The sequence below is a fragment of the Hoeflea sp. Naph1 genome (assembly GCF_046837775.1).
Classification (GTDB): Bacteria; Pseudomonadota; Alphaproteobacteria; order Rhizobiales; family Rhizobiaceae; genus Hoeflea.
This window is the reverse complement of sequence record NZ_CP177286.1, coordinates 2979061-3004944: the sequence shown is the minus strand read 5'-3', so window position 1 is coordinate 3004944 and position 25884 is coordinate 2979061. Positions and strand designations below refer to the sequence as shown.

Sequence of the window (25884 nt, the reverse complement as noted above, 5' to 3'; positions counted from 1 at the left end):
GCGGAAATTCGAATTCCGGAACCAGCCATGCTTGACATCAAATGGATACGAGAAAACCCTGCAGCGCTTGACGCGGCGCTCGCCAAACGTGGCGCTGACCCGCAAGCCGATCGGTTGGTGGCGCTTGACGAAGCGCGCCGCAGCCATGTCGGCGCGGTTCAAGCCCTGCAGGAACGCCGCAATGCTGCTTCCAAGGAAATAGGCAAGGCGATGGCCGCCAAGGATCAGGCTGCTGCAGACGCGCTGAAGACCGAAGTTGCCAAGCTCAAGGACGAATTGCAGGCTGGCGAAGCCAAAGAGCGGGAGCTTGACGAAGTGCTCAAGCATGCGCTTTCGGTTCTGCCGAATATCCCGCTCGACGAAGTGCCGGTCGGTGCCGATGAAGGGGACAATGTCGAAATTCGTTTGGGCGGTGAAAAGCCTGATCTCGGGTTTGAGCCCAAGGAGCATTTCGAACTTGGCGAAGCGCTCGGAATGATGGACTTCGAGCGGGCGGCGAAAATGTCTGGCGCACGGTTTACCATCCTGTCTGGACCGCTGGCGCGGCTTGAACGGGCGCTGGGCCAGTTCATGCTGGATTTGCACACGGGCGAGCATGGCTATCGCGAGGTAAACCCGCCGCTGCTGGTCAACGATGCCGCCGCCTACGGTACCGACAAGTTGCCGAAGTTTGGCGATGATCTGTTTCGCACCACCGACGGTCGTTGGCTGATTCCGACGGCGGAAGTGCCGCTGACCTATATGGCAGCCGGCGAAATTCTCGATGAGCAGCAATTGCCGCTGCGCTATACCGCGCTGACGGCGTGTTTTCGCTCCGAGGCCGGATCGGCCGGCCGTGACACCCGCGGCATGCTCCGGCAGCATCAGTTCAACAAGGTCGAGATGGTTTCGGTGACCACACCGGAAACCTCGCTTGAAGAACATGAGCGGATGACCGCGAGCGCAGAAGCGGTGCTCAACCGGTTAGGGCTGCACTATCGCACTGTGGTGCTGTGCACCGGCGATATGGGTTTTGGCGCCCAGAAAACCTACGATATCGAGGTATGGCTCCCGGGCCAGAAGGCCTACCGGGAAATTTCGTCCTGTTCGGTCTGTGGTGATTTTCAGGCGCGGCGCATGAATGCGCGTTGCCGCAAGCCGGGCGACAAGGCCACCCGCTTTGTCCATACGCTCAATGGTTCGGGTGTTGCCGTCGGCCGGGCGTTGATCGCTGTGATGGAAAACTACCAGAACGAAGACGGGTCGATCACCGTCCCCGACGCGCTGCGCATGTATATGGGTGGCCTTACCCGCATCGAAAGTGCAAGTTGACTGCCGCTGCAAGGATCACATGATGCGCATACTCATCACCAATGACGACGGTATTCACGCCGAGGGGCTTGAGGTGCTCGAGCGCATCGCCAGGACACTCTCCGACGATGTCTGGGTGGTTGCGCCGGAAACCGACCAGAGCGGGCTTGCCCATTCATTGACGCTTTCCGAACCGCTGCGATTGCGCAAGGTGAAAGACAAGACCTATGCGCTGCGCGGCACGCCCACCGATTGCGTGATCATGGCGATCCGCAAACTGATGGATCAGGCGCCTGACCTGGTGCTGTCGGGCGTCAATGCCGGACAGAATGTCGCTGATGACGTGACCTATTCCGGCACCGTCGCAGGCGCCATGGAAGGAACACTTCTGGGGGTGCGGTCGATTGCCATCAGCCAGGCCTACAGGCTGCAGGAGGGCAGGGTGCATCCGTGGGATGTAGTCGAGACGTTGGCGCCGGATTTGCTGCGCAAGCTGGTCGCACTCAGCCTGCCGAAAACAACCCTGCTCAATGTCAACTTCCCCAATTGTGCCGTGGAAGACGTCAAGGGTGTGGTCGTGACTGATCAGGGGGTGATGACCCATGCGCTGTCGATCGACGAGCGGCTTGACGGGCGAGGGTTTCCGTATTTCTGGTTGAAGTTCGGTCGACGGGATTTTGAGCCGAATGGCAACAGTGACATCAAGGCGATCTCGAACGGTTATGTTTCGGTGACGCCGCTGCAAATGGATCTGACCCACCACGCGGTTCAGGATCAAATCGCTAAAGCGCTGAAGGACTGACAGTGAATGTGAGGCTATTGGAAAAAGAGGGGTTTGCCGGCCTGTTCCTGAGGCTGCGCGCCGAAGGTATTGCCGACAAGGAACTGTTGACGGCATTTGAGCAAACGCCGCGCACACTTTTCGTTTCGGCCGCCTATTCCGATGCCGCCTATCACGACCGTCTGATGCCAATTGATTGCGGTGGTTTCGCCGAGAGTGCCCGCCTGGTAGCACAATGCCTGGCCGCGCTGGCGATCGAGCCCGGCCAGCGGGTGCTCGATATTGGTACGGGAAGCGGATTTCTGGCCGCCGTCGCCGCGCGCATGGCCGAGCGGGTGGTTACCATTGACCGCTACAAGACCCTGATTCAGCTTGCACAACAGCGGTTTGAGCATCTCGGACTGGGTAATGTGATCGCCCGCCAGGCAGACGGCCTTAAAGGCGTAAGCGGCGAGGGCAGTTTTGATCGCATCATTGCAACCTGTGCCTTTGACGCAATGCCCCGCCAGTTCGTTGATCAGCTTGCCTCCGGCGGGGTCATGCTGGCGCCGATTATCTCGGAAGATGGCCAGACAACGCGGATGGCACGTTTGACCAAGATAGGCAGCCGCTTTGAGCGGGTGGACCTTTTTGATGTGCCTTACCGGCCGTTCATTCCCGGAATTTCAGCGACGTTGTAGCCCGGTTGTCAGCTTAAAATACACGGAATTTGGCAACTTTAACCGATGAGTAACACTAACGCGCTTTAATCATGTCAGTTGGTATTGCGTTGATTGGGTGGTGTTATGCGTCTCAGAAAGACAGTTGTTTCCGGTGCTTCGGTGACCCGAATGCTCGGTGTCGCGCTTCTGGCAAGCTCCGCCGCGGCTTGCAGTTCGGATGCTCACCGTTTCGCCTATAAGAACGTGGATCAGTTGTACACCGCCTCGGTGCCGCAAGCGTCCTCGGCTTCGCTGGCCTCGGTGGGGGCTCCCGTCCCGCCTGATGCCGTTAACAGCGGAACCTATTCCCAGGCACCAGCAGCAGTTTCTCAAGCTTTTCCGGGTGATTACCGGGCTCCGGCCCAGGCGAGTTATGATCCGACCGCGACAGGCTCGGTTACCGGGTCCGTGGTTCGCCGGACGACATCGCCTTCGAGCCTCGTCGGTAACGCGGTTCAGCGAACTTCGGATATGGCGCGCTCGGTGCTGCCACGACGGCAGCCCGAGGTTCTGCCGGCTTTGGCAGCACCCACCCACACGGCCTCGGTTGCCGCCCCGGCAGCTTCAGCGCAACCGTTCCCGGAACGCCCGTCGCAGTTGAGCGCGTCTGTGCAGCCTAGCTCGACCTACAGCACCAATGCAGATCCGGTGATGGCGCCGGATCCGATGGTCACCGGCACCGCGCGGAGTGACGCCGGCTGGACGACCACTGGCGCTACCCGCATCACGATGGGGCCGGGCGAAACCATTTACAACCTGTCCAAGCGCTATGGCGTTCCAGCCAGCGAAATCATCAAGGCCAACGGCATCACCGATGCTTCGCGGGTTTCTACCAGTCAGCAAATTCTGATCCCGGTCTATGTCTACTCGCGTCAGGCGCCGGTTTCTGCACCTGACAGCAATCCCAAGACGCGCGCCTCCAAATCCGGAGTTGGTCTGCATGGCGAGGCGAGCCAGGATCGGGTTCCGCTGCCTATTCGGGCGCCGCGACGCGATGTTGCCGTGCTGCCGTCAGCACCATCACTGCGTGACCCGCAGAATGCCGAATCCCAGTCCGCGTCACAGCCGACCACCGAAAATGCTACCGCGTCGAGCAGCGGTTCGTCGTCTGGTGGTGTCTATGCCGTCACAATTGGAGACACGCTGTCGAAAATCGCTCGCAATCATGGGGTAAGCGTCGACGCCTTGAAATCTGCCAACGGCCTTTCGGGATCAAATATCCGAATCGGCCAGACGCTGACGATTCCCGGTGGCGGAACTGCTGTTGCTACGTCGACGGCTTCTGTGGAACAGGGGGCGGCGCCAAAGGCCTACACGCCGCCGACCCAAAAGGCGCAGGATGGTGTCGCCGCCAAGACCAATGCAGATGTCGCCTCGATAGCGCCTGCGGCCACCGGCATTGACAAGTTCCGCTGGCCGGCACGCGGCCAGGTTATCACCGGCTACGCCAAGAACGAAAACGGCAAGCGTAACGACGGCATCGACATTTCCATGCCGACGGGAACGCCGATCAAGGCCGCTGAAAACGGGGTGGTGATCTATTCCGGCGATGGCCTGAAGGAATACGGCAAGACCGTGCTCATCCGCCATGATGACGGGCTGGTGACGGTTTACGCGCACGCCAACACGCTTAATGTCAGTCGTGGCGACAAGGTCGGGCGCGGCCAGGTGATCGCAAGTTCCGGGATGACCGGCGTGGCAAAGACCCCGCGGCTGCATTTCGAAGTTCGCAAGAACGCGTCACCGGTCGATCCGATGGGCTATCTCGAATAACTGCCCCTCCAGGCAAAAATGCAAAAAAGGCCAGCGTTGATAACGCTGGCCTTTTTTCGTTGCGGGTCTGCAGATTGTCTCAGAGTGTTTGTCCCAGACGTCCGGCAAGATCCTGAATGAACTGCCAGGCGACGCGGCCTGACCGGGCGCCGCGTGTAGTCGACCATTCCAGCGCTTCGGCGCGCAGCTCGTCCGGTTTGATCTTCAGGTCATAATGGGTCGCATAACCGGTGATCATGTCGAGATACTCATCCTGACTGCATTTGTGGAAGCCGAGCCAGAGACCGAATCGATCCGACAGTGATACCTTTTCCTCGACAGCCTCATGCGGGTTGATTGCCGTTGAGCGCTCATTGTCCATCATGTCACGCGGCAGCAGATGCCGGCGGTTGGAGGTGGCATATAACAGAACATTGTCGGGTCGGCCTTCGATTCCGCCGTCAAGTGCTGCCTTGAGCGATTTGTAGGCGGTGTCATCATGGTCGAAGGACAGGTCATCGCAAAACAGGATGAAGCGACCAGTTGCGGGCCGGAGCACCGACATCAGGGTGGGCAGCGAATTGATGTCCTCGCGGTGGATTTCCACCAGCTTGAGCGGTGCCGGCAGGCCTTGCTGGGATGCGAGCTTTGCGTGGACGGACTTGACCAGCGACGATTTGCCCATGCCGCGCGCGCCCCAGAGCAGGACATTGTTGGCCGGCAGGCCGCTGGCGAAGCGCTGGGTGTTGTCGACGAGGATGTCGCGGACGTGATCGACGCCCTTGATCAGATCAATTTCGATCCGGTTGGGTTTGGCCACTGGCGCAAGGTATTCAGCCTCCGCGTTCCAGATGAAACAGTCCGCGGCCTGAAAATCACTTGTTGCGGGTTTGGGCCCGGCAAGTGATTCCACAGCGCGGGTGAGGCGGGCGAGCTCGGTGAGGATTTGCCGTGCGGTTTCGTCTTGCATGTTGATGTCCGGGGTCTGGTTTGACTGCTGGGTGGGGTATTGCGAGCGCGTAGCACGCGGTGTCGTTGCGGAAAAGTGGTTTCCAGCGGGGATTTCACGCTACCATCTGCCATGTTTGCGTTGCAATCGGCCATGTTGCCACTATATTCCGCTCGACTGTTGGAAGGCCCGTTGGGGCGCCCATATTATTCTTCAAGGAGTATTTCATGTTTGTGACCCCGGCCTATGCCCAATCCGCCCTGGGTGGCGGCGGCAGCGAGATGCTGATGTCGATCCTGCCGTTCCTGCTTATCTTCGTGATCATGTATTTCCTGATCATTCGGCCGCAGCGGACCCAGGCGAAGAAGCGCGAGGAAATGCTCAAGAATGTGCGCCGCGGCGATCAGGTCGTCACCGGCGGCGGCATGATCGCCAAGGTCACCAAGGTTGTTGATGATGCTGAGCTGGAAGTCGAGATTTCCGATGGCGTCAAGGTCCGGCTTCTTCGTAGCCTGATTGCGGATGTTCGCAGCAAGAGCGAACCCGTCAAGGAATAGCCATAAATAAGCGGGTAGGAGTGTTCCTACCCGTTTCGCTTCAGGCCAATCTGAACCTTTTTCGTCCCCTAGGATGAACCGAGAGCAATATGCTTTATTTTTCCCGTTGGAAAACAACTCTGATCTGGCTTGCCGTTCTCGCCGGCGTGGTGTTTGCCTTCCCAAATCTGCTGACATCGCAACAAGCCGAAAGCCTGCCTGAATGGGTGCCGTCCAAGCAATTGACGCTTGGGCTCGACCTGCAAGGCGGCTCCTACATGCTGTTGCAGGTGGAACGCCAGGACATCGTCAAGGACCGGTTGACCACCACGGTGGATGATGTGCGCCGGTTGCTGCGTGAGGCCGGGATCGGTTACACCGGGTTGTCGGGCACGGGACAGATGGTTCAGGTGCGGATTCGCGACCAGGCGCGCATCGAGGAAGCCAAGACGGTTCTCGCCGAACTGGCAGAGCCGATCAATTCGGGTCTGTTTGGCGGCGGTACGGTGGGTGAAGCAACCATCGAGGAAGAAAGCCAGCCGGGCTTGTTGCGTATTACCCTGACCGACGACGGGATTGATTACCGGGTGTCGTCAGCTGTGGCGCAGTCGATCGAGGTGGTGCGCAAGCGCATCGACGAACTCGGCACCACCGAGCCGGTGATCCAGCGCCAGGGCGCCGACCGGATCCTGGTTCAGGTGCCCGGGCTGGAAGACCCCGAACGGCTCAAGAACCTGCTTAACCAGACTGCCAAACTGGCATTCAGGATGGTCGACAGCTCGATGTCGGTGCAGGAGGCAATGGAAGGCCGTCCGCCGGCAACCTCGGAAGTGCTCTTTTCCACCGATGACCCGCCGATTCCCTACCTGATCCAGAAATCGGTTCTGGTCTCGGGTGAAAACCTAGTCGATGCGCAAGCAAGTTTCGACCAGCGGACCAACGAACCTGTCGTCACGTTCCGGTTCGATTCCAAGGGCGGTCAGCGTTTCGGCCAGGCCACGACCCAGAATGTCGGTTTGCCGTTCGCCATCGTGCTTGATGAACAGGTGATTTCGGCGCCAGTGATCCGCGAGCCGATCCTGGGTGGTACCGGACAGATTTCGGGCAGTTTCGACGCCCAGAGCGCCAATGACCTGGCCATCCTTTTGCGTGCCGGCGCGCTGCCGGCAACGCTTACCGTGATTGAAGAGCGTACAGTCGGACCTGGCCTGGGGGCGGATTCGGTTGCTGCCGGTGAAATCGCCGGCATAATCGGTGCGTTGCTGGTGCTGGCGTTCATGTTCGTTGCCTACGGCACGCTCGGCTTCATTGCCAATCTGGCGCTGATTGCCAACGTCTGCATGATCATTGCGCTGCTTACCGTTCTGGGGGCAACGCTGACGCTTCCGGGTATTGCAGGCATCGTGCTGACCGTCGGTATGGCAGTGGATTCCAACGTGCTGATCTATGAACGTATCCGTGAGGAACATCGCGGCGGGCGTTCGCTTATTCAGGCAATTGATGCGGGTTTCAGCAAAGCCTTCGCCACCATCCTCGACGCCAACGTGACCACGTTGATTGCGGCTGTCATCCTGTTCTATCTCGGTACAGGCCCGGTGCGCGGTTTTGCCATCACGCTTGCTATCGGTATTGTCACGACCGTGTTTACCGCTTTCACTCTGACCCGGTGGCTGGCTGCTGAATGGGTCAGGCGCAGACGCCCGAAGGCCATGCCCAAAGGCGCGCTCGACCTGTTTATTCGGGATTTCAGTTTCCGTTTCATGTCGGTTCGCCGGTATTCCTTCATTGCCTCGGCCGCGGCCTCGCTTTTGGCTCTGGGACTGTTTGCGACAGTCAACATGAATTACGGCATCGACTTCATGGGTGGGTCGATGATCGAGGTCCAGTCCAAGCAAGGCAACGCCGATGTCGGCGACATCCGCGCGCGGCTTTCCGAGCTCAATCTGGGTGATATCCAGGCGCAGGAATTCGGGACGCCACGTGAAGTGCTGATCCGGGTTCAGGCCCAGGGCGGCGGCGAAAATGCCGAGCAGACGGTCATCACCCTGGTGCGGGCCGAACTCGAGGGGGATTACGATATCCGTCGTGTCGAAGTGGTCGGACCGACAGTCTCCGGCGAACTGGCCCAAGCCGGCACGATTGCCGTGATCGTCTCGTTGATGGCGATTCTGGTCTATATCTGGTTCCGATTCGAGTGGCAGTTCGCGCTTGGCGCGGTGATTGCCACGATCCATGATGTGGTGCTGACCATCGGCATTTTCGTGATCACCGGGATTGAATTCAACCTGTCGAGTATTGCGGCGGTGCTGACAATTGTTGGCTACTCTCTCAATGACACGGTGGTGGTTTATGACCGGGTGCGCGAGAATCTGCGACGATACAAGAAGATGCCTCTGCCGGCTCTGCTTGATCGGTCGATCAACGAGATGCTGCCACGCACGATCCTGACTTCGGTGACAACGTTGCTGGCGTTGTCGGCGCTGTACATCTTCGGCGGCGAAGTGATCCAGTCGTTCACCTTTGCGATGATCTTCGGTGTGGTTGTCGGCACCTATTCGTCGAACTATATCGCTGCGCCGGTGCTCATCCTGTTCAAGCTGCGTGCGGATAATTTCCGTGTCGGACTGGATGTGGAAGAGCCCAGCGAGGTTGAAACAACTGACAAGAGCACGGCCTGAGCCATGGCCCGGGGCATCGAGATTCGCGAAGCGCATTTCCCGGGCCGGGCGCAGATTGATGCCTATGGCAATGGCGGTTTCCGCTTTGCCGACATGTCGCATCGCGGCTCCATCCTTTGCCTGCCATCGGGAATCCATGGATGGCAGGTGGAGCCGGATCAGCCGTTAGATATGGCCCTGTTCGAGCGGGTGTTGGCGGAAGCCGGCGATATCGAATTCCTGCTGGTGGGAACCGGCATGTCGATCCGGCCAATCCCAGCGGAGCTAAGATCTGTATTGCGGGCAGCCAACATATCGTCGGACCCGATGAGCACCGGCGCTGCGGTGCGTACCTACAATGTGATGCTTGCCGAATCGCGCGCAGTGGCGGCTGCGCTGATCGCCGTTTGAGCGATGGCAAACTCCGTTTCCTCTACTGCACCGAGCTCGCCGCTCCCCGATCAGACCACGCTTGAGGCGCTGCGCGCCGCCGATATCGATCGCTATCTAGCACTACTGTTGATGCCGCGTCCGGCGCAGGCCGATCTTGCCGCGCTGATGCTGTTTAACGCCGAAATTGCCGCGATCCGTGACCGAATTCGCGAACCGCTGCCGGGAGAGATTCGGCTGCAATGGTGGCGCGATGTCTTGTCGGGCGAACGTGCCGGAGAAGCCGAAGCTCATCCGGTCGCCTGCAAACTCATGGCGATGATTGCCCGACGTGGCCTGCCACTCGCACCGCTGATGGCGATATGTGATGCTCGCCTGTTCGATCTTTACGATGATCCCATGCTGGACCGGACCAGCTATGAAGGTTATGCCGGGGAAACCGCCTCGGCATTGTTGCAGATGTCTGCATTTCTGATTGACGCCGAAGCATCCGCCGACACTGCCACGGCGAGCGGGCATGCCGGCGTAGCCCAAGCTGTTGCCGGACACCTGATGATGCTGCCGCTAACACGTGCGCGCGGGCAGGTGTTCGTGCCAGGCGATCTGCTTGCCGCCACGGGGCTTGACCGTGAGAGTTTTCTGGCGGGTGACAATGAGGCTGCGGTTTCGGCTGCGGTGCGGGCTTTTGCCGGCTTTGGCCGGGATCATTTGCGGCTGGCGCGCGCGGCGATATCGGACAGCCCGTCAGTGGTGCGGGCCGCCTATCTTCCGGCGGCTCTGGTCGAGCCTGTGCTGGTCCGGGCTGAAAAACTTGGATCGGATTGCCTAAAGTTGGCGCCACAGCCACCGCAATGGCGGCGGCAATGGCGGCTCTGGCGTGCGGCGCGTAGCGGCCTGATCTGAAATTCAGGCCCGAGCACCATGGTGGAAACCCGGGTGGACGGTTCGAGAATCTGCCGTTGATCCGGGACGGCTTGCACGGCGTCATAGGGCGCGGCATAGTCGGATGCGATTGACGCAGGCTTGGGTCGCGACACGCGGAGGAGAATCATGAGTCTTGGCGCCTTGATCGTTGTGGTTGCCTTTGGTGTGATGCTGGTCGTCGGCGTCGTGCATTATACCGGCAGCGCGCGCCGGAAGGATTCGCGCGATCATGGCGAGGTGATCCTCGAATTCGCGCGGGCCTATCCTGGAGAGGCGATACGGTCGGTGGTCATGACCGGGGATGGTGTTGGCAGCTTCCTGCGGCTGGCGGGGGGCAAGACCGGGTTTCTGCAACTGATGGGCCGGCACTATGTGGCGCGGCTGATCGAGCCTGGCGACGTGTCGGTCGAGGCAATCGAAGGCCGGCCGGGTCTTTCCATCAAATTTCACGATTCGAGCCTTCGCGGCGGCGATTATGTATTCGATTCGGCCGAAGACGCAGCGGAGGTGTCGTTGTGGCTGTGCGGCGGATTTTCCTCAGCAAACGCCGTGCTTGAAGGGCCGGATGAGGGACAGAACGTCTGATCTGAAGGATTTTTCGAGTGTGACGCGATTGGCGATTCCGTTCTGTATCCGCCGCTCTGTTGGAGCCATGACGGGTCGCGCAAAAGGTCGATGACGCTAAAAACGTGCTACGTGGCGCAGTATCCCAGGGCGCGGGGCCGTGTGGTGCTTAGACTACCGGGTAATGAGCAAAATACACGCGGCCCTGTAGTGCCAGCGGAATAGCTGATACGCAACATCTGACCCATCCAAGCGTACCGGGCGCAGCCACTGTGCTGGGCGGGGCTGGGCTCCCAATCTACTCGGCGGCCACCTTGGCTTGGTCGACACCCAGCCATTTGGCGCAATCGGTCAGTGCGCGACGTGCCATCGCCTGTTTTTTGGCCTTGGCTTTATCCTTGCCCCGGAAGCGGCCGCCACCTTCTGGACGGACTATCGCGCCCGGATCGAGCGGCGGAAACAGGCCGAAATTGACGTTCATTGGCTGGAACGACCGCTTGCCGGGTTCATCGTTGCTGACCAGATGCCCGCCAGTGATGTGATTGAGCAGCGCCCCGAAGGCCGATGTCAGCGGCGGTGGCGGCAAGCTCTCGCCCAGGCGTTCGGCGGCGGCGAAGCGACCGGCGATGAGGCCGATCGCGGCACTCTCGACATAGCCCTCGCAGCCGGTAATCTGCCCGGCAAAACGCAATCCCGGACGGGTCTTGAGCTGAAGTGTGCCATCAAGCAGCAGAGGCGAATTGAGATAGGTGTTGCGGTGAAGCCCGCCAAGCCGGGCGAATTCCGCGTTCTGCAGGCCGGGAATCATCCGGAAAATGTCAGCCTGGGCGCCGTATTTCAATTTGGTCTGGAAACCAACCATGTTGTAAAGCGTACCCAGCGCGTTGTCCTGACGCAATTGCACGACCGCGTAGGCTTTGATGTCGGGCTGATGGGTGTTGGTCAGCCCCATCGGCTTCATCGGACCGTGGCGCAGGGTTTCGCGCCCGCGCTCGGCCATGATCTCGATGGGCAGGCAGCCGTCGAAATAGGGCGTGCCTTCCCATTCCTTGAAGCCCGTGGTGTCGCCGGCAATAAGCGCATCGACAAAGGCTTCATACTGGTCCTTGTCCATCGGGCAGTTGATGTAATCGCTGCCGGTGCCGCCGGGGCCGACCTTGTCGTAGCGTGACTGGAACCAGCACACCGACATGTCGATTGATTCGGTGTGAATGATCGGAGCGATGGCGTCGAAGAAGGCGAGTGCATCCTGGCCGGTCTCGGCACGGATGGATTCGGCCAGACCCGGCGCAGTCAGCGGACCGGTGGCAATGATTGCCTGGTCCCACTCGGCCGGCGGCAGCCCCGAAACTTCTTCGCGGGCAATGGTGATCAGCGGTTCGGCTTCAATCTTCTCGGTGACGGCTCTTGCAAAGCCCTCCCGGTCGACAGCCAGTGCCCCGCCGGCGGGCACCTGATTGGCATCGGCGCAGGCCATGATCAGCGATGAGGCCATGCGCATTTCGGCGTGGATGACGCCGACAGCGTTGTTTTCCGCGTCATCAGAACGGAAAGAATTGGAACAGACCAATTCGGCCAAGCTGTCGGTCTTGTGGGCCTCGGTGCCGCGTACCGGCCGCATCTCGTGCAGGATCACCGGCAGGCCACGACGGGCGATCTGCCAGGCGGCTTCGGAACCGGCGAGGCCGCCGCCGATGACATGGATGGGCGAATGGGAAGTGTCTGTCTTGGTCATGGCGTCCGTTTAACACGGGTCTGAGCCCGGCTCAAAGATGATTCGACACGCGCGCACACAAACGAAAACGGCGCCCCCGAGGGACGCCGTTGGAAACGGATACAGACTGGATTAGCGGCGCTGGCCGCGTGCCGCGCTGTTGATGTCGAAGCGGGTCAGGCCGATATCGGCCAGCGCGTCGTTGGATAGGTTGGAAAGCTGCTGAGCGGTCTGGCGGGTTTTCATCCAGCGGCGGGCTTTGAAAAGAATGTTCATGTCGGTCTCCTCGGGAAAGGCCCGTGCAGGGCCGTCAATCTGATGCCCTCCATATAGGCATTTGCATCTCATTTGTGCAGCGCAATATTGGCAAGTCAGGTATGCAATACCAAGGTGGCTGGTTAACGGGGAAACTGCTTGCGGTGATTGCCCTTGAATTAGGCAAATAGTGTTTGCCGGGAAAGGGGCGTAAATGCGGCCGGATATTCTTGAGCGCCCGCTTGGTCATGACCCGTAGCCCGATACAGAAACAGCGCCCTGTCTCCAGGGCGCCGTTTGAAATGGCCGGTCGTAACCGGGCATATAAGCTGCTTGCTGTTAGTTGCCCGGACGGCGTGCAACGAACGGAATGTCACCGCGGGAGATGCCGAGGTCGTTGAGTTCGCGTTCAGACATGCGCGACAGTTCATTGACAGTGTTGCGGTAGTCGCGCCAGTTTTTGTAAGCGTTACGAATGTTCATTTTGGTCTTCCTTCTTCAATTCGCGCCAGTCATCCCGGCGCCGCGTTTCATGACCCTCATATAGGATGGCCTAACCGGATTGTGCAGTGCAATATTATGCATAGGCGCCATGCATCTGTTGCAACTCAGGTTAACAACATGCTGTTCCGGTTTACATAATCTGAATCTGGATAATTTCGGCAATGGTGCGGACAAGTCCGCCGACGGCGACCGCAGAGGCAATCAGACAGATGCTGGCAGAGAGGATGAGAGCGTTGCCAAAAAAATAACGCCCACCGGGGGAGGAGGATCCGGTGGGCGTCATTTGGAGAGACTGACGCTCGGGAGGAGGATGAACGTCAGTCACATCGAAGCGGCTATATTGGGAGGAGGAGGGCGCCGCTCCGAATTCCTAATTCTGTTATACGGCGCGGCGTGCGACGAATGGGATATCGCCGCGGGCCATGCCGATGTCGTTCAACTCGCGTTCGGACAGCTTGTTCAGCTCGACGCAGGTTTCACGATACTTCCGCCAGCTGGCGTAGGAGCGGATCAAATTCATGGAATCTCTCCTTCTTTCCCGCTGTTTTCCGGCCCGCCACCTCGGCGTTCCGTTGATCCTGATATAGGTGGATTCAATCGATTTGTGCAGTGCAATAAAAGCATAGAGACTATGCGCACAATGCATGGCTGGAGTGTGTTTTAGCAGATGCTGTTGCGGCGCCCTGCAAAAGAATCGTCGGTAAGGCTGGAGCGACGTCCTTCACGCTGCCAGGCCGCATTGTACGACGCAGGGGTTGGTGTAACCTGTGAACAACGAAAACAAGACAGGATGCAGCTGTGTTGCGCAGATATCTGGCTCGGGAGATCGAGCAATGGACGACAGCGGGTTTATTGACACCTGGCAAGGGTGCGGTGCTGCTAGCCGATCATGACCGACGTCACACCGGCTTCAGCCTTGCAGCCGTTCTCGCGGTGCTGGCGGCAATCCTGCTGGGTGCCGCTGTGATCGCTCTGGTGGCGGCCAACTGGGAGTTGATCGGCCGGCCGATGCGGGTCGTGCTGCTGGCGGTGCTGATTTGCGGCGGACTGACAGCCGCGGTGGTGGCGTTGCGTAAGGACGCAAGATGGATTTGCGAAGCGGCGTTGGTTTTCTCGGTGCTGTGTTTTGGCTCAGGTATCGCGCTTGTCGGGCAAATGTATCACCTCAGTGGCGACAACGCGGCCTTCATGCTGTTGTGGACCCTAGGGGCGATCATCGTGTCGCTCAGTTTTTCCTCGAGCATCGCTGCGATCTTCGCCGGACTGTTGGGGCTTGGATATTTAGCCGCTCAATCCGGCGCGGTCGATTTCAGAGCTGGCGACGTCAACAATCTGGCGGGCTACCTGGGAGCTCTGGCGGTTGGCTTGACGATTGCGGCTACAGCTTGGCGCGCGCGTTCGGCGGCGACCGGGCACCTGGTCGTGCTGTTCATGATCTGCTGGATGACTTGGCTCACCCTTGATCTGTTTGACATTAACCCGGGCTATGTTCTCGCGGCAATTGGTGTCGTCGCATTCGCTGTCGGTTCGCGTGTGCCGCAGGCATTGACCGGATTTGCGTCTCGGCATGGCGCCATTTCGGCCTATGGCGCGGTTTTGCTGTTGTGCGGGTTCGGGCTGCTGCAGATCGAACACGAGGGCGACCGAATCGCGGTGCAGCTTTTGCTGGCGGCGTTGGTTCTGGCGGCTTGTGTCGCCGTGCTTGCCGTTGCCGGCGGGCGCAACCGGTTCATCCGCCGCTTCGCCTATGCCGTGTTTGCCGCCGAGACCATCTACGTGGTGAGCGAAACCCTGGGGAGCCTGCTTGGCAGTTCGGGCTTTCTGTTTGTGGGCGGAGTCGTGCTGGCGGTCATCGCCGTGGTGGTGATGAAGATCGAAAAACGGTTTCAGGCTGGGAGGGATCGGTCATGACTGGCTCTGCTTCAATTCTACGCAAACCGCTCAATACGGTGATCGCCGGCATTTTGTGTGCGGTCTTCATGATCGGTTCGCTGGCGATGATGATCCAGAGTCGGGCCTCGATCCTCAGGAATGGAGCCGAAATCATTCTCAAGACCGAACCGATCGACCCGCGTGACCTGATGCGCGGGGATTATGTGCGGCTGCAGTTTGATGAGATCTCGCGACCTGACCGGGCGCTGTTTTCTGGCGAGTGGCCGCAGCAGGACCGCTATGCGCCTATGTGGCTGACACTGTCGGTTGGCGAAGACCGCGCTGCCACCGTGACAGCCATCAGTCTCGAGAAACCGCTCAATGCAGGCGAAGGGACGGTTTTGCTTAAAAGTGAACCGGTGATGTTGTCTGCGGATGCTGGCGATCAGATCAGCCAAGGCCAGTTTGCGCTCAAATTCGGAATCGAGCGTTATTACGTTCCGGAAGGCGAGGGGCTCGAGATCGAGAGCGCGCGTAACGCCGGTCGGACCACCGCCGCGATCCGTGTCTCCAAGGCTGGCGCGGCGCAAATTGCCCGTCTGATGATCGATGGCGAGACGCTGTATCAGGAGCCATTATATTGATAAGGTGCCGGGCGGTCAGGCTCCGCATGGTCCGTTGGGGCAAAAACCCTTGCGGGAAAGGCGATTTTCCCTTTGATCGCCGCCAATCGGGTGATATAGAGCGACCGCGTTCAGGGTCGCCCTCGCGCGAGCGTGGTTTTGCGGCCTTCTGAGCGGGTATGGTGAAATTGGTAGACACGCCAGATTTAGGTTCTGGTGCCGTAAGGCGTGGGAGTTCAAGTCTCTCTACCCGCACCAATTAAAGTCCGGTCTGGCCGCCCGAAGATGGCGCGTGACGACAGGGCTAGTGCAAAGTGGCATTCAGCCGGCCCTGCCGGCCCGGAGCCAAGGACGAATAATGCCACAAGCGACGCCGGAAAACCGGCCCAGTCGCGGGGCCAACCCGAACGGTCGCAGTCGCGAGGAAATGAAGGTTTGAACATGCAGGTTACCGAAACGCTTGCCGAAGGGCTGAAGCGCGAATTGAAGGTAGTTGTCCCGGTCAAGGACATGGAAGCGCAGCTCAACGAAAAGCTCGCCGAAGCCAAGGGCAAGATGAAGATCAACGGCTTCCGGCCGGGCAAGGTGCCGATCTCGCATCTCAAGAAGGTCTATGGCCGTTCGATCATGGCGCAGCTGGTCAATGAGATGATCCAGGAAAAGCCGTCTTCGATTCTGGCCGAGCGTGGCGAAAAGGCTGCAACGCAGCCGGAAATTTCCATGACCGAAGACGAGAAGGAAGCCGAAGAGATCCTCAAGGGTGCGGCCGACTTCGAATTTACCATCGCCTATGAAGTGATCCCCGCGTTTGACCTTGCCGATATTTCGGGCTTCAAGATCGTGCGCGAAGTGGTTGATGTTCCGGCCGAGGAAGTCGAGGAGCAGGTGCTTCGGGTTGCTGAAAACAGCCGCACCTACGAGCCCAAGAAGGGCAAGGCTGCCGATGGCGACAAGGTGACGATCGATTACCTTGGCAAGGTCGACGGCGAACCTTTCGAAGGCGGCGCCGATCAGGACGCGGAACTTGTAATCGGTTCGAACCGGTTCATCCCGGGCTTTGAAGAGCAGCTGATTGGCCTCAAGGAAGGCGACGAGAAGGTGATCACGGTCACGTTCCCGGCCGAATACCAGGCCGCGCACCTTGCCGGCAAGGAAGCCACCTTCGACATCAAGGTCAAGGCAATTGCCGCACCGGGCGAGTTGGAAATCAACGACGAACTGGCCAAGACGCTGGGTCTTGATTCGGCTGACAAGCTGCGCGAGATCGTTCGTTCGCAGATCGAAAGCCAGTATGGCGAAGTTACCCGCCAGAAGCTCAAGCGGCAGATTCTCGATCAGCTTGACGAGACCCACAAGTTCGATTCACCGTCGAAACTGGTCGACGCCGAGTTCGAAAGCATCTGGCGTCAGATCAACCAGGAACTGAGCGACAACGGCAAGACCTTCGAAGACGAGGACACGACGGAAGAAGCTGCGCGGGAAGAATACCGCAAGCTCGCCGAACGCCGCGTTCGTCTCGGCCTGGTTCTGTCGAAGATCGGCGAAGAAGCCAATATTCAGGTCAGTGACGAGGAACTGCAGCGCTCGCTGTTCGAGCAGGTCCGCAAGTTCCCCGGCCAGGAAAAGGAAATCTACGAATATTTCCAGAAGACTCCTGGCGCTGTCGCTTCGCTGCGGGCCCCTATCTTTGAAGAAAAGACCATTGATCACATGCTCACTGTCATCGACGTGACCGACAAGAGCGTGACCAAGGAGGAGCTGATGGCTGACGACGAGGCCGAAGCGGCCGAAAAGCCTGCTGCCAAGAAGAAGGCGCCGGCCAAGAAGAAAGCTGCAAAGAAAGACGATACAGCTGCCGAATAAGGTACTCTTCGATTGATTACAAAACGCCGGGGCCTTGCTCCGGCGTTTTTGACTCCGGTCCGCTTCGGACGCCCCTTTTGCGGTCGGGGGCAACACCGGGAGGGCATTCGCGTAACGAAGGCTCAACCCACGCCGTCCTTGTGGACTTGGAAGCTCTCGTCGGCGCTCTGTGACGCGCGCTGATCGTGCGCGCGTCTGGCTTGATCTCTGCGGACCAGTCAGGGGTTGAGAATTGGCATTGGCTGGCTGGCGATCCTGCCAAGCCAGTGTTGCTTGGTTTCCGGCTCCAGCTGCAATTGCTCGACGAATTTGCCAAGCGTGCTCGTCTTGATCTCGCGCGCTTTCATTTCAGGATCCAGGGCTGCGCGTAGCAGTCCCTCCAACAACGCTGTTGATTTGACAATGTTGCCGACATCGAATTCCACGGGCAGGATCCGAACTTCAAACGTGTGTTTTTCACGTGTTGCATGGACCATGTTGATGACATTGAAATCGACATATTTTGTGAGTTTCAACTGGCCCAGTTGAAGGCGGGCGTCATCCCAGTTCGATTCTGCAAACGCAGGAGTTTCGATCAGAGCCATCAACTGCGCGGGCCATTTGCCCAGACGTGTGCAGCGACGGTTGGTTTCCAGCAGGGCCTTTAGCTGGTCACCAAAATGATGGAAAATCAACACGAGACTGGCGAAACCAGCGGCGGAGCACAGCGGGGCCGCATCAAAATGAACATGCAGTGCTGCTTCGGCGGGGATCGTGAACCCCATATCGGCGGCCGGATTGAGCAAGGCCGCAAGGCGCTCGTGGTGGACCGAACTGATCGGCGGGGTGATGATCTCGCAGGGCCGCTCGCGTTCGCCGGGAAGGTGGGTAGCCATCGCGATCGAGGCGTGACCGTCGGCCAGGCGAACCATGCCATTGTCGAAGCGCTGAAGATCGACCCCGAAAAGCTCTGCGCTGGGCAATAAAACGGTTTCGAGCGGGTCGTTCGGATCAGAATGACGCTTGATCAGGCGCAGAAAGCGGGCGTCGTCGCCGACGATGCGATACCAGCCCGGTTTGGGCGGCGCCGACCTGTCGAGATCAGCCTGCAACGTCATGTCATCGGCGCAGCGGGCGATCCGTGAACCTGAGGCATCAAAGGCGTCGTAGCCAAGGGTCAGGTTCTCGAATACCTGAATGCTATCGGTATGGACCAGTTCCGCCTGCGGTACGAACACCGGCGCAATAGTCCCGCCACCAGCGTTTTCGGCCAGGCGCAAGGCCAAGTCTTTCCTGCTGGCCCCCCGAGGGGCCAGCAGTTCGATTTCATAGCCAACTTTCCAGTGGATGACAGACATAGTTGGCGATTGCCTTTGTGGCTGGGAGCTCTATCGAGCCTTTGCCAATTCGCTGACAACCCAGTGGTTGCCGCCGCCCTCGACGTTGAGGACGATCTTCATCTTTGCGTCGTAAGGAGTCATGCCGCCACCCCAGAAGGCTGCCAGGGCCGCAGCGTCATCATAGCTGTAAACCGGGTTGTCCATGTCTTCGAAACCGCAGGATTTGCAGTCCTGTGACCAACGACTTGCAGCATTCCTGAGCTTGTCTTTGAGATCTCTTTCCTGACGTTGCAGCAGCATTTCGCCAGCACTGATCTTGGCGCTCCATTCGTCGGTTCCCAGAAATGTGCCAGTACTTTGGCGTCGCAATAGGTATATTTCTGGCCGCGATAAAATGCATCGACCGACGCTTGATCATTTTGCGCAACCGCAGCGGATGGAAGAATTGCCGTTCCCATCACGGTGGACGCTCCAACAATTACATTGCGGCGGGAGATGTCGTTGTTCTTGCTCATACTGCTCAATATCAGGTTACCTATCTAAATAATTTCTATTTAAGATTACGAATCTCATGGGAATACTAAATTCGCAAAAATTTGTACTGACGTTAAATTGAAATATCTATTGGAATAATATTCAGTCTGCAAGTAACTGCGAGCCGAATTCACTTCCTGAACCTTACAATCGTCCAAAGGCGTGAGAATTGTAGAGCCAGCTTAAATCAACTTCAGGCCCTTGAGGCTGGCGTGGCCGTTCCTGCCGATAATGATGTGATCATGGACGGTGATGCCGAGCGGGCGGGCCGTGTCGATGATCAGCTTGGTCATCTCGATATCGGCGCGCGATGGCGTCGGATCGCCCGAAGGGTGATTGTGCACAAGGATGAGCGCAGTGGCCGAGAGTTCAAGCGCCCGCTTGACCACCTCGCGGGGATAGACGGGGGTATGATCCACGGTCCCGGTCTGCTGCACCTCATCGGCGATCAACGCGTTCTTCTTGTCTAAGAACAACACGCGGAACTGTTCGCGTTCTTCGAACGCCATCGCCGCCCGGCAATACTCGATGACCGATGACCAGGATGCCAATACCTGGCGTCCCTTGAGATCGCTCTTGAGCATGCGATGGGCGATTGCTGCGACCAGCTTGAGGTCGGCGGCGACACTGTCACCAACTCCCTTGACCTCGGTCAGCAAATGGGTCGGCGCGCCGAGAACTTCCGACAGCGATCCGAAACGAGTCAGCAACGCCTTGGCAATCGGCTTGGTGTCGCGGCGCGGGATCAGCCGGAACAGCAACAATTCGAGCAGTTCATAATCGGCCAGCGCGCGTTCGCCGCCTTCGCGAAACCGCAACCGCAGCCGATCGCGGTGGCCATGATAATGTTCTTCCGGGATTTCACGAGCAGGTGCGTCATCACCTGTGATGACGCGTCCTTTGGTCCGGGGCTGCGGGGTTTCTGCAAACCAGGCGCGTTCATCGGCAGGCGCGTCGTCTGCACCTTCGACGCTCAGGTCCTTCTCATTCAGACCAGGGCGACGCGGCGATGTCATGCGGGCAGGCCAGGCCGGTCAAATCCGCCAGGCGACAAGGTGAAGATCTCGCAGCCGGTTTCGGTGACGCCGATGGTGTGCTCGTATTGCGCCGAGAGTGAACGGTCGCGGGTGACCGCGGTCCAGCCATCGGACAGAACTTTGACGTGCGGGCGGCCAAGATTGATCATCGGCTCGATGGTAAAGAGCATGCCTGCACGCATTTCGGGACCTTCATTGGCACGACCGTAGTGCAGGATATTCGGCGCGTCATGGAACATCTGACCCAGGCCGTGGCCGCAGAAATCGCGCACCACCGAGCAGCGTTCGCCTTCCGCATAGCTCTGGATTGCCTCGCCGATCGCGCCTGTGCGGGCGCCGGGCTTGACCGCCTGAATGCCGAGCATCAGCGAATTATGGGTGATTTCCAAGAGCCGCTCGGCAGCGCGCTTGATCTGGCCGACCGGGTACATGCGGCTCGAATCACCGTGCCAGCCATCGAGCACATAGGTCACGTCGATATTGACGATCTCGCCCTCGCGCAGCGGTTTATCGTTAGGGATGCCGTGACAGACGACGTGATTGATCGAGGTGCAGCAGGATTTGGTATAGCCGCGATAGTTCAGCGTTGCCGGCAGCGCACCGTGATCCTGGCCGAATTCGAACACGAAACGGTCGATTTCATTGGTGGTGACACCGGGGGCAACGCGTGACACTAGCTCGTCAAGACAGCGCGCCGTCAACTGGCTGGCCTTGCGCATGCCCTCGAAAGCTTCCGGGCCGTAGAGCCGGATCTGGCCGGTATTTTTCATCGGGGCCGACGTCGCGTCGATATAGGTAACCATGGCAGGCTCGCTTTGTCTCATCTGCCCGGGCTGCGCCGGCAGGGGTTCATGATACGCTGTTTAATCCGGATTCCTCAACGGGGACAACAGATTCAGCGCGAATTTGCTCAGGTGTGATCTTGCACCGTATGGCGCAGGCTTCAACCCCGCGCTTCATGGCCCGGTCAAAGGCCGTGGCGTAGGTCTTATCAAGGTCGCGGCACAGCCTGAGGCGGTCCACATCCGAACGCTGTATGAGATAGACCATTATCGCGCGGTGTCCAGCCTCCGACATGTCGCCAAGTTCCTCGAGATGCTTGGCGCCGCGGCTGGTGACGCTGTCGGGAAATTCGGCGAGACCGGGTTGGCGGCAAAAATGGACGTTCTTGACCTCGACATAGGCTTTGCCGCGCAAGGGATCGTCGAGCAGCATATCGATGCGCGAATTGATCCCGTATTTCTGCTCGCGTTTAAGCTCGGCGTAATGACCGAGTGAGCCCAGCAACCCTTCCTTGATGGCCTCCTCGACCAGCCGGTTAGGCCTGCCGGTATTGATGCCGACGAGAGTGCCGTCAGCTTCGACGAGTTCCAGCGCATGGTGGTATTTGCGCGTTTTGCTGCCGGCGTGTTCGGTCAGATAGATCCGTGAGCCTGGTGTGGTCAAACCCAGCATCGAGCCGGTATTGGGGCATGATCCGGTGATCGCCTCTCCGCTGTCGAGCACGGCGTCGAACAGGAAGCGCTTGTAACGATGGACAAGCCGGGCGGGGATCAGGGGCGGGTCAAATTGCATCGCCGGGCGATAACAGGGATCGCCACCGGTGGCAAACCGGGTGCCAGCGCTGTTATGCGCGCAAACTGTGGTGGTGGAATCCGCGTCTGATCTCAGACACGGACCCGCACATAGGAACCGGGTGCATCCTCGATCGGCTTGAGCTTGGTGCCACCGGGCTTGCGCGCCGGAACCTGCTCATCTGATTGCGCGCGAATCCATGCATGCCAATGTGGCCACCAGGAACCGGGTGTCTCCTTGGCGCCTGCAACCCAGTCGTCAAATTCGGCATCCTTGGGGCCATCGCTCCAGAACTGGTATTTTCCGGCTGCGGGCGGGTTGACGACACCGGCAATGTGTCCCGACCCTGACATCACATAGGTAACGTCGCCACCAAGCAGCTTGCCGCCGATATAGGCCGAGCGGGCAGGGGCGATGTGGTCTTCCTTGGCCGCCAGATTATAGACTGGAATCTTGACCTTGGAGAGATCAAGTGTCTTCCCGGCGAGTTTCATCCGGCCTTGGGAAAGGTTGTTCTCAAGATAGCAATTGCGCAGATAAAAGGAGTGATTGGCCGCCGGCATTCGCGTTGCATCTGCGTTCCAGTAAAGCAGATCGAAGGGCATCGGATCCTTGCCCTTGAGGTAGTTGTTGACGACATAGGGCCAGATCAGATCTGAGGCACGCAGCATGTTGAAAGCTGTGGCCATTTTCGACCCGTCGAGATAGCCGCTCTTTTCCATCGCGGTTTCGATCGATGCTATCTGGTCCTCGTCGACAAACACCTTGAGGTCACCGGCATGGGTGAAATCGGTCTGGGTGGTGAAAAAGGTCGCCGTGGCGATGCGGCTGTCCTTTTCCTGGGCATGCAGCGCCAGAGTGGCGGCCAGCAAGGTGCCGCCGACACAGTAACCGATCGCGTTGACCTCGCGCTCGCCGGTGGCCTTTTCGATGGTGTCGAGCGCAAAGGAGATGCCTTCGCGCGAATAGGCCTCCCAATCCTTGTTTGCGTGACGCTCATCGGGGTTTACCCAGGAAATCACGAACACGGTGTGACCCTGCTCGGTGGCCCATTTGATGAAGGACTTTTTCGGATTGAGGTCGAGAATGTAGAACTTGTTGATCCACGGCGGCACGATCAGCAGCGGCCGCTTGAGAACGTTTTCTGTCAGGGGTGCGTACTGGATAATCTGGCAGATGTCGTCCTGGGCGACCACCTTGCCTTCCGACAGAGCGATATTTTCGCCAACGACGAACTTCGACGCATCAGATTGCCGGATCTTGAGTTCACCCTTGCCGGCGACGATATCCTCGGCAAGCATGTGCATCCCGCGAACCAGATTTTCTCCGTTGGAGGCGACGGTTTCCTTGTAGAGCTCGGGATTGGTCAGCAGAAAGTTGGCCGGTGACAGCGCGCTAGTAATCTGGCGGATGTAGAATTCCGCTTTGTGGCGGGTGTGTTCGTCCAGTCCCTCGCTCTCGGTGACCAGCTTGTTGGCCCAATCCGAGGTGATGAAATAGGCGTTCTTGATGAAGTCGAAAAACGGATTGTCTTCCCAATCGGGGTCTGAAAAACGCTTGTCAGCCGACTTTGCGCGCGGCGTCTCATCTTCACCTGACATGCGGCGGAGGGATTCGCTCCACATGCCAAAATAACTGGTGAGCAGCGACGTCTGCGCCTCGATCGCGCGCTTGGGGTCGGACAACCAGTATTCGCCGACCTTGGAGAAGGTCTTGACCATGTCGGCCATCGGTTCGGAAACGGTGTCGGATACTTCGCCCTTTTCACGCGGCTCGATCCATGCCGAAGCCGCCTTGCCGAGTTCTTCGAGCATCCGGGCGACGTTGCGTGCGAAGGCCTCGGGGTTCTTGACAACATAAGCCTCCACAGTCGACGTTTCGGGGTCGGCCTGCGTGTCACTTGTGGTGTTCTTGCCCTTATCGGCCATTCTGGTGCCTCCTATGCGGGTCCGAAACTTGATTCCGGGTCGGCTTGTGCCTTAAATCGGCTTAATTGGCGTGTTGTTAACGCGCATGGGGCTAACAACGCCAAGCATCAGTTTTTTCTTGATACGGGCTTTTTTTGTTCCTGTCATGACCGCCATAGGGTGGAGACCTTAATACACGTGAACATACCACAGAATGTCCTTCCGGCGCTGGGCACATTAATGGCGCTTCTACTAGCCGGGTGTCAGACAGCCTCGCTGGAGGATGCTGCGCCGACGAGTGTGCCAAGCAATTTTGCTGCGGGCAGTGCGACGTCGGCCAACGCCGATACAACGACGACTGACGTTCAGGCTGCGGCCGCGGCACCGCAAACTGCGGCAGCGGTGGATGAGGGGGCTGCAACGCCCACGGTCATACGGCGCAACCCCGGCTTCAATTCGTTGATTCCGATCGAGAAAACAACACCTGTTGCAACCGAAGAGTTTGTTGATACCGGTGTCCGCCGAACTGGCGTGTATCCGGCGATCGGTCGCAAGCAGACGGCGGCGAACAGCCAATTGTCGGCTGCGGAGAAAAGTGCTGCCGAAGCGGAGATGGCCAAGCTGTTGCGTGAACGGGCGCAAACCCCTGATGCGCGAGCGGCCTATGAAGCGCGGCTCAAGGAACTCAGAGCGCTGGCTCAAAACCATGCTGCCGATACCCAGCGCGAAATCGAGAATTAGGGCAGAGGCCAGGCACTGTCCCGGCATCTGGTCGTTCCCGTGGGCCGTGTAAGGACGGCGTGAGGGACGTCTGCGGGCAAATAAACTTCACCACCAGATCTTGCGTTTGACCCGGTTTGGCCGCAAACCCCAAACATAAATTATCGCCAACAACCGTCATCTCCGGGGAATTCCATGGAAGAATTTCACAAAGTCCGCAGACTTCCGCCCTACGTGTTCGAAGAGGTCAATCGCCTCAAGGCCTCGGCGCGGGCGGGGGGCGCGGATATCATTGATCTGGGGATGGGCAACCCCGATCTTCCAACCCCGAAGGCCATTGTCGACAAACTGTGCGAAGCCGTTCAGGACCCTCGCACCCATCGTTATTCGACTTCGCGCGGCATTCCCGGTCTCAGGCGTGCCCAGGCGGGCTATTATGAGCGGCGGTTCGGCGTCAAACTCGATCCGGAAACCCAGGTTGTCGCCACGCTTGGCTCGAAAGAGGGGTTCGCAAACATGGCGCAGGCGATCACCGCGCCGGGCGATGTGATCCTGTGTCCGAACCCGACCTATCCGATCCATGCCTTCGGCTTCATCATGTCCGGCGGCGTGATCCGCTCGCTTGATGTGGCGCCTGATGACAGCTTTTTTGGTCCGCTGGAACGCTCGGTCCGGCATTCGATCCCCAAGCCGCTGGCGCTGATCCTGAATTATCCTTCCAACCCGACCAGCTATGTGGCGACGCTCGATTTCTACAAGGAAGTCATCGCATTTGCCAAAAAGCACGACATCATCGTGCTTTCGGATCTTGCCTATTCGGAAATCTATTTTGACGGCAACCCGCCGCCTTCGGTGCTGCAGGTGCCCGGTGCGATGGATATTTGCGTCGAGTTCACCTCGATGTCGAAGACCTTTTCGATGCCTGGCTGGAGGATGGGGTTTGCCGTTGGCAACGAGCGGCTGATTTCGGCGCTGACGCGGGTCAAATCCTATCTTGATTACGGTGCCTTCACGCCGATCCAGGTGGCGGCGACCGCGGCGCTCAACGGAGATGGTGCCGACATCAAGGAAGTCCGCTCGATCTACAAGCGTCGGCGCGATGTGCTGGTTGAAAGTTTCGGCAAGGCCGGCTGGGACGTGCCGCCGCCGCCAGCGACAATGTTTGCCTGGGCACCGATCCCCGAACCGTTCAAGCATATGGGGTCATTGGAATTTTCCAAGCTGTTGATCGAGAAGGCTGATGTTGCGGTCGCTCCGGGGATCGGCTTCGGAGAGTATGGCGACGAGCATGTGCGTATCGCGCTGGTGGAGAATGAGCACCGGATCCGGCAGGCAGCGCGCAACATCAAGCGGTTCTTGTCGAGCGCCACTGGCGGCGGCGACAATGTGGTGCCGATGACTGCCCGGCGTTGACCGC

25 protein-coding genes and 1 tRNA gene are annotated in these 25884 nt (G+C 59.0%); 15 read left to right on the top strand and 11 right to left on the bottom strand.

Annotation, left to right across the window (positions count from 1 at the left end; translation table 11 throughout):
- Positions 1-27 precede the first annotated feature (27 nt).
- The 4 genes from serS to ACK6D9_RS14445 all read left to right on the top strand — a co-directional run bounded on the left by serS (position 28) and on the right by ACK6D9_RS14445 (position 4545).
- The gene (serS, locus tag ACK6D9_RS14460; RefSeq protein WP_412049036.1) at positions 28-1311 is read left to right on the top strand and encodes a serine--tRNA ligase; all 1284 of its coding nucleotides are present in this window, start codon (positions 28-30) and stop codon (positions 1309-1311) included.
- Positions 1312-1333: 22 nt separating this feature from the next.
- The gene (gene surE / locus ACK6D9_RS14455; RefSeq protein WP_322988802.1) at positions 1334-2092 is read left to right on the top strand and encodes a 5'/3'-nucleotidase SurE; all 759 of its coding nucleotides are present in this window, start codon (positions 1334-1336) and stop codon (positions 2090-2092) included.
- Between the two features lie 2 nt (positions 2093-2094).
- A complete protein-coding gene (locus ACK6D9_RS14450) occupies positions 2095-2751 on the top strand; it encodes a protein-L-isoaspartate(D-aspartate) O-methyltransferase (RefSeq protein WP_412049035.1) in 657 nt (218 codons plus the stop codon).
- A gap of 150 nt (positions 2752-2901) precedes the next feature.
- Entirely contained in the window at positions 2902-4545 is a 1644-nt protein-coding gene (locus ACK6D9_RS14445) for a peptidoglycan DD-metalloendopeptidase family protein (protein ID WP_412051819.1), read from the top strand.
- A 79-nt stretch (positions 4546-4624) separates the two neighbouring features.
- Here ACK6D9_RS14445 and ACK6D9_RS14440 read toward each other — a convergent pair whose 3' ends face one another.
- On the bottom strand, positions 4625-5494 hold the full coding sequence (locus ACK6D9_RS14440) for an ATP-binding protein (RefSeq protein WP_412049034.1): 870 nt from the start codon (positions 5492-5494) through the stop codon (positions 4625-4627).
- A gap of 206 nt (positions 5495-5700) precedes the next feature.
- Here ACK6D9_RS14440 and yajC point away from each other — a divergent pair, with 206 nt between their 5' ends.
- The 5 genes from yajC to ACK6D9_RS14415 all read left to right on the top strand — a co-directional run bounded on the left by yajC (position 5701) and on the right by ACK6D9_RS14415 (position 10565).
- Positions 5701-6030 (top strand): preprotein translocase subunit YajC, encoded by a 330-nt coding sequence (gene yajC, locus ACK6D9_RS14435; RefSeq protein WP_322988806.1) that lies wholly within the window; start codon positions 5701-5703, stop codon positions 6028-6030.
- A gap of 89 nt (positions 6031-6119) precedes the next feature.
- The gene (secDF, locus tag ACK6D9_RS14430; RefSeq protein WP_412049033.1) at positions 6120-8687 is read left to right on the top strand and encodes a protein translocase subunit SecDF; all 2568 of its coding nucleotides are present in this window, start codon (positions 6120-6122) and stop codon (positions 8685-8687) included.
- 3 nt (positions 8688-8690) lie between these two features.
- Complete coding sequence (locus ACK6D9_RS14425) at positions 8691-9077, top strand: Mth938-like domain-containing protein (RefSeq protein WP_412049032.1); 387 nt, start codon at positions 8691-8693, stop codon at positions 9075-9077.
- Positions 9078-9080: 3 nt separating this feature from the next.
- Positions 9081-9959 (top strand): phytoene/squalene synthase family protein, encoded by an 879-nt coding sequence (locus tag ACK6D9_RS14420; protein ID WP_412049031.1) that lies wholly within the window; start codon positions 9081-9083, stop codon positions 9957-9959.
- Positions 9960-10106: 147 nt separating this feature from the next.
- A complete protein-coding gene (locus ACK6D9_RS14415; protein ID WP_412049030.1) occupies positions 10107-10565 on the top strand; it encodes a hypothetical protein in 459 nt (152 codons plus the stop codon).
- 277 nt (positions 10566-10842) lie between these two features.
- Here the strand turns inward: ACK6D9_RS14415 and trmFO are convergent, their stop codons facing one another.
- The 4 genes from trmFO to ACK6D9_RS14395 form a co-directional block, all read right to left on the bottom strand.
- Positions 10843-12279 (bottom strand): methylenetetrahydrofolate--tRNA-(uracil(54)-C(5))-methyltransferase (FADH(2)-oxidizing) TrmFO, encoded by a 1437-nt coding sequence (gene trmFO, locus ACK6D9_RS14410; RefSeq protein ID WP_412049029.1) that lies wholly within the window; start codon positions 12277-12279, stop codon positions 10843-10845.
- Positions 12280-12390: 111 nt separating this feature from the next.
- The gene (locus tag ACK6D9_RS14405; RefSeq protein WP_322988812.1) at positions 12391-12534 is read right to left on the bottom strand and encodes a DUF1127 domain-containing protein; all 144 of its coding nucleotides are present in this window, start codon (positions 12532-12534) and stop codon (positions 12391-12393) included.
- Positions 12535-12852: 318 nt separating this feature from the next.
- Positions 12853-12996, bottom strand: a complete 144-nt coding sequence (locus tag ACK6D9_RS14400) for a DUF1127 domain-containing protein (protein WP_267652685.1) — start codon at positions 12994-12996, stop codon at positions 12853-12855.
- 400 nt (positions 12997-13396) lie between these two features.
- Complete coding sequence (locus ACK6D9_RS14395; protein WP_322988813.1) at positions 13397-13537, bottom strand: DUF1127 domain-containing protein; 141 nt, start codon at positions 13535-13537, stop codon at positions 13397-13399.
- 278 nt (positions 13538-13815) lie between these two features.
- On the opposite strand from ACK6D9_RS14395, the gene ACK6D9_RS14390 reads away from it, so the two are divergent.
- The 4 genes from ACK6D9_RS14390 to tig all read left to right on the top strand — a co-directional run bounded on the left by ACK6D9_RS14390 (position 13816) and on the right by tig (position 17375).
- Positions 13816-14928: a DUF2157 domain-containing protein gene (locus ACK6D9_RS14390; RefSeq protein ID WP_412049028.1), complete on the top strand. Its 1113-nt coding sequence runs from the start codon at positions 13816-13818 to the stop codon at positions 14926-14928.
- Positions 14925-15533, top strand: a complete 609-nt coding sequence (locus ACK6D9_RS14385; RefSeq protein ID WP_412049027.1) for a GDYXXLXY domain-containing protein — start codon at positions 14925-14927, stop codon at positions 15531-15533. Before ACK6D9_RS14390 ends, ACK6D9_RS14385 begins: the two co-directional genes overlap by 4 nt.
- Positions 15534-15685: 152 nt before the next feature.
- Positions 15686-15770: transfer RNA gene (locus tag ACK6D9_RS14380), tRNA-Leu, on the top strand.
- Positions 15771-15953: 183 nt separating this feature from the next.
- Positions 15954-17375: a trigger factor gene (gene tig, locus ACK6D9_RS14375; RefSeq protein WP_412049026.1), complete on the top strand. Its 1422-nt coding sequence runs from the start codon at positions 15954-15956 to the stop codon at positions 17373-17375.
- 218 nt (positions 17376-17593) lie between these two features.
- Here tig and ACK6D9_RS14370 read toward each other — a convergent pair whose 3' ends face one another.
- The 6 genes from ACK6D9_RS14370 to phaC form a co-directional block, all read right to left on the bottom strand.
- Positions 17594-18712, bottom strand: coding sequence for an amidoligase family protein (locus ACK6D9_RS14370; protein ID WP_412049025.1), 1119 nt, complete (start codon positions 18710-18712; stop codon positions 17594-17596).
- A gap of 30 nt (positions 18713-18742) precedes the next feature.
- On the bottom strand, positions 18743-18994 hold the full coding sequence (locus tag ACK6D9_RS14365) for a hypothetical protein (RefSeq protein ID WP_412049024.1): 252 nt from the start codon (positions 18992-18994) through the stop codon (positions 18743-18745).
- A 416-nt stretch (positions 18995-19410) separates the two neighbouring features.
- The gene (gene radC, locus ACK6D9_RS14360; protein ID WP_412049023.1) at positions 19411-20244 is read right to left on the bottom strand and encodes a RadC family protein; all 834 of its coding nucleotides are present in this window, start codon (positions 20242-20244) and stop codon (positions 19411-19413) included.
- On the bottom strand, positions 20241-21068 hold the full coding sequence (gene map / locus ACK6D9_RS14355) for a type I methionyl aminopeptidase (protein ID WP_322991090.1): 828 nt from the start codon (positions 21066-21068) through the stop codon (positions 20241-20243). Before map ends, radC begins: the two co-directional genes overlap by 4 nt.
- Positions 21069-21114: 46 nt before the next feature.
- Positions 21115-21840, bottom strand: a complete 726-nt coding sequence (sfsA, locus tag ACK6D9_RS14350) for a DNA/RNA nuclease SfsA (RefSeq protein WP_412049022.1) — start codon at positions 21838-21840, stop codon at positions 21115-21117.
- Positions 21841-21932: 92 nt separating this feature from the next.
- The gene (gene phaC / locus ACK6D9_RS14345) at positions 21933-23768 is read right to left on the bottom strand and encodes a class I poly(R)-hydroxyalkanoic acid synthase (protein WP_412049021.1); all 1836 of its coding nucleotides are present in this window, start codon (positions 23766-23768) and stop codon (positions 21933-21935) included.
- Positions 23769-23945: 177 nt separating this feature from the next.
- Between phaC and ACK6D9_RS14340 the strand changes: the two genes are divergently transcribed.
- Positions 23946-24488 carry a hypothetical protein gene (locus ACK6D9_RS14340; RefSeq protein ID WP_412049020.1) on the top strand — a complete coding sequence of 181 codons (543 nt, stop codon included), beginning with the start codon at positions 23946-23948 and terminating at the stop codon, positions 24486-24488.
- 174 nt (positions 24489-24662) lie between these two features.
- On the top strand, positions 24663-25880 hold the full coding sequence (locus ACK6D9_RS14335; protein ID WP_412049019.1) for an LL-diaminopimelate aminotransferase: 1218 nt from the start codon (positions 24663-24665) through the stop codon (positions 25878-25880).
- Positions 25881-25884 lie beyond the last annotated feature (4 nt).

Excerpts from the sequence above, each read along its gene's own strand:
- ACK6D9_RS14395 (WP_322988813.1), bottom strand. The coding sequence starts at position 13,537 with ATGAATTTGATCCGCTCCTACGCCAGCTGGCGGAAGTATCGTGAAACC.
- ACK6D9_RS14400 (WP_267652685.1), bottom strand. The coding sequence starts at position 12,996 with ATGAACATTCGTAACGCTTACAAAAACTGGCGCGACTACCGCAACACT.
- trmFO (WP_412049029.1), bottom strand. The coding sequence starts at position 12,279 with ATGACCAAGACAGACACTTCCCATTCGCCCATCCATGTCATCGGCGGC.
- phaC (WP_412049021.1), bottom strand. The coding sequence starts at position 23,768 with ATGGCCGATAAGGGCAAGAACACCACAAGTGACACGCAGGCCGACCCC.
- serS (WP_412049036.1), top strand. The coding sequence starts at position 28 with ATGCTTGACATCAAATGGATACGAGAAAACCCTGCAGCGCTTGACGCG.
- radC (WP_412049023.1), bottom strand. The coding sequence starts at position 20,244 with ATGACATCGCCGCGTCGCCCTGGTCTGAATGAGAAGGACCTGAGCGTC.
- ACK6D9_RS14385 (WP_412049027.1), top strand. The coding sequence starts at position 14,925 with ATGACTGGCTCTGCTTCAATTCTACGCAAACCGCTCAATACGGTGATC.
- ACK6D9_RS14440 (WP_412049034.1), bottom strand. The coding sequence starts at position 5,494 with ATGCAAGACGAAACCGCACGGCAAATCCTCACCGAGCTCGCCCGCCTC.
- ACK6D9_RS14420 (WP_412049031.1), top strand. The coding sequence starts at position 9,081 with ATGGCAAACTCCGTTTCCTCTACTGCACCGAGCTCGCCGCTCCCCGAT.
- sfsA (WP_412049022.1), bottom strand. The coding sequence starts at position 21,840 with ATGCAATTTGACCCGCCCCTGATCCCCGCCCGGCTTGTCCATCGTTAC.
- map (WP_322991090.1), bottom strand. The coding sequence starts at position 21,068 with ATGGTTACCTATATCGACGCGACGTCGGCCCCGATGAAAAATACCGGC.
- tig (WP_412049026.1), top strand. The coding sequence starts at position 15,954 with ATGCAGGTTACCGAAACGCTTGCCGAAGGGCTGAAGCGCGAATTGAAG.
- ACK6D9_RS14335 (WP_412049019.1), top strand. The coding sequence starts at position 24,663 with ATGGAAGAATTTCACAAAGTCCGCAGACTTCCGCCCTACGTGTTCGAA.
- ACK6D9_RS14415 (WP_412049030.1), top strand. The coding sequence starts at position 10,107 with ATGAGTCTTGGCGCCTTGATCGTTGTGGTTGCCTTTGGTGTGATGCTG.
- secDF (WP_412049033.1), top strand. The coding sequence starts at position 6,120 with ATGCTTTATTTTTCCCGTTGGAAAACAACTCTGATCTGGCTTGCCGTT.
- ACK6D9_RS14365 (WP_412049024.1), bottom strand. The coding sequence starts at position 18,994 with ATGCTGCTGCAACGTCAGGAAAGAGATCTCAAAGACAAGCTCAGGAAT.
- yajC (WP_322988806.1), top strand. The coding sequence starts at position 5,701 with ATGTTTGTGACCCCGGCCTATGCCCAATCCGCCCTGGGTGGCGGCGGC.
- ACK6D9_RS14445 (WP_412051819.1), top strand. The coding sequence starts at position 2,902 with ATGCTCGGTGTCGCGCTTCTGGCAAGCTCCGCCGCGGCTTGCAGTTCG.
- surE (WP_322988802.1), top strand. The coding sequence starts at position 1,334 with ATGCGCATACTCATCACCAATGACGACGGTATTCACGCCGAGGGGCTT.
- ACK6D9_RS14370 (WP_412049025.1), bottom strand. The coding sequence starts at position 18,712 with ATGTCTGTCATCCACTGGAAAGTTGGCTATGAAATCGAACTGCTGGCC.
- ACK6D9_RS14405 (WP_322988812.1), bottom strand. The coding sequence starts at position 12,534 with ATGAACATTCTTTTCAAAGCCCGCCGCTGGATGAAAACCCGCCAGACC.
- ACK6D9_RS14425 (WP_412049032.1), top strand. The coding sequence starts at position 8,691 with ATGGCCCGGGGCATCGAGATTCGCGAAGCGCATTTCCCGGGCCGGGCG.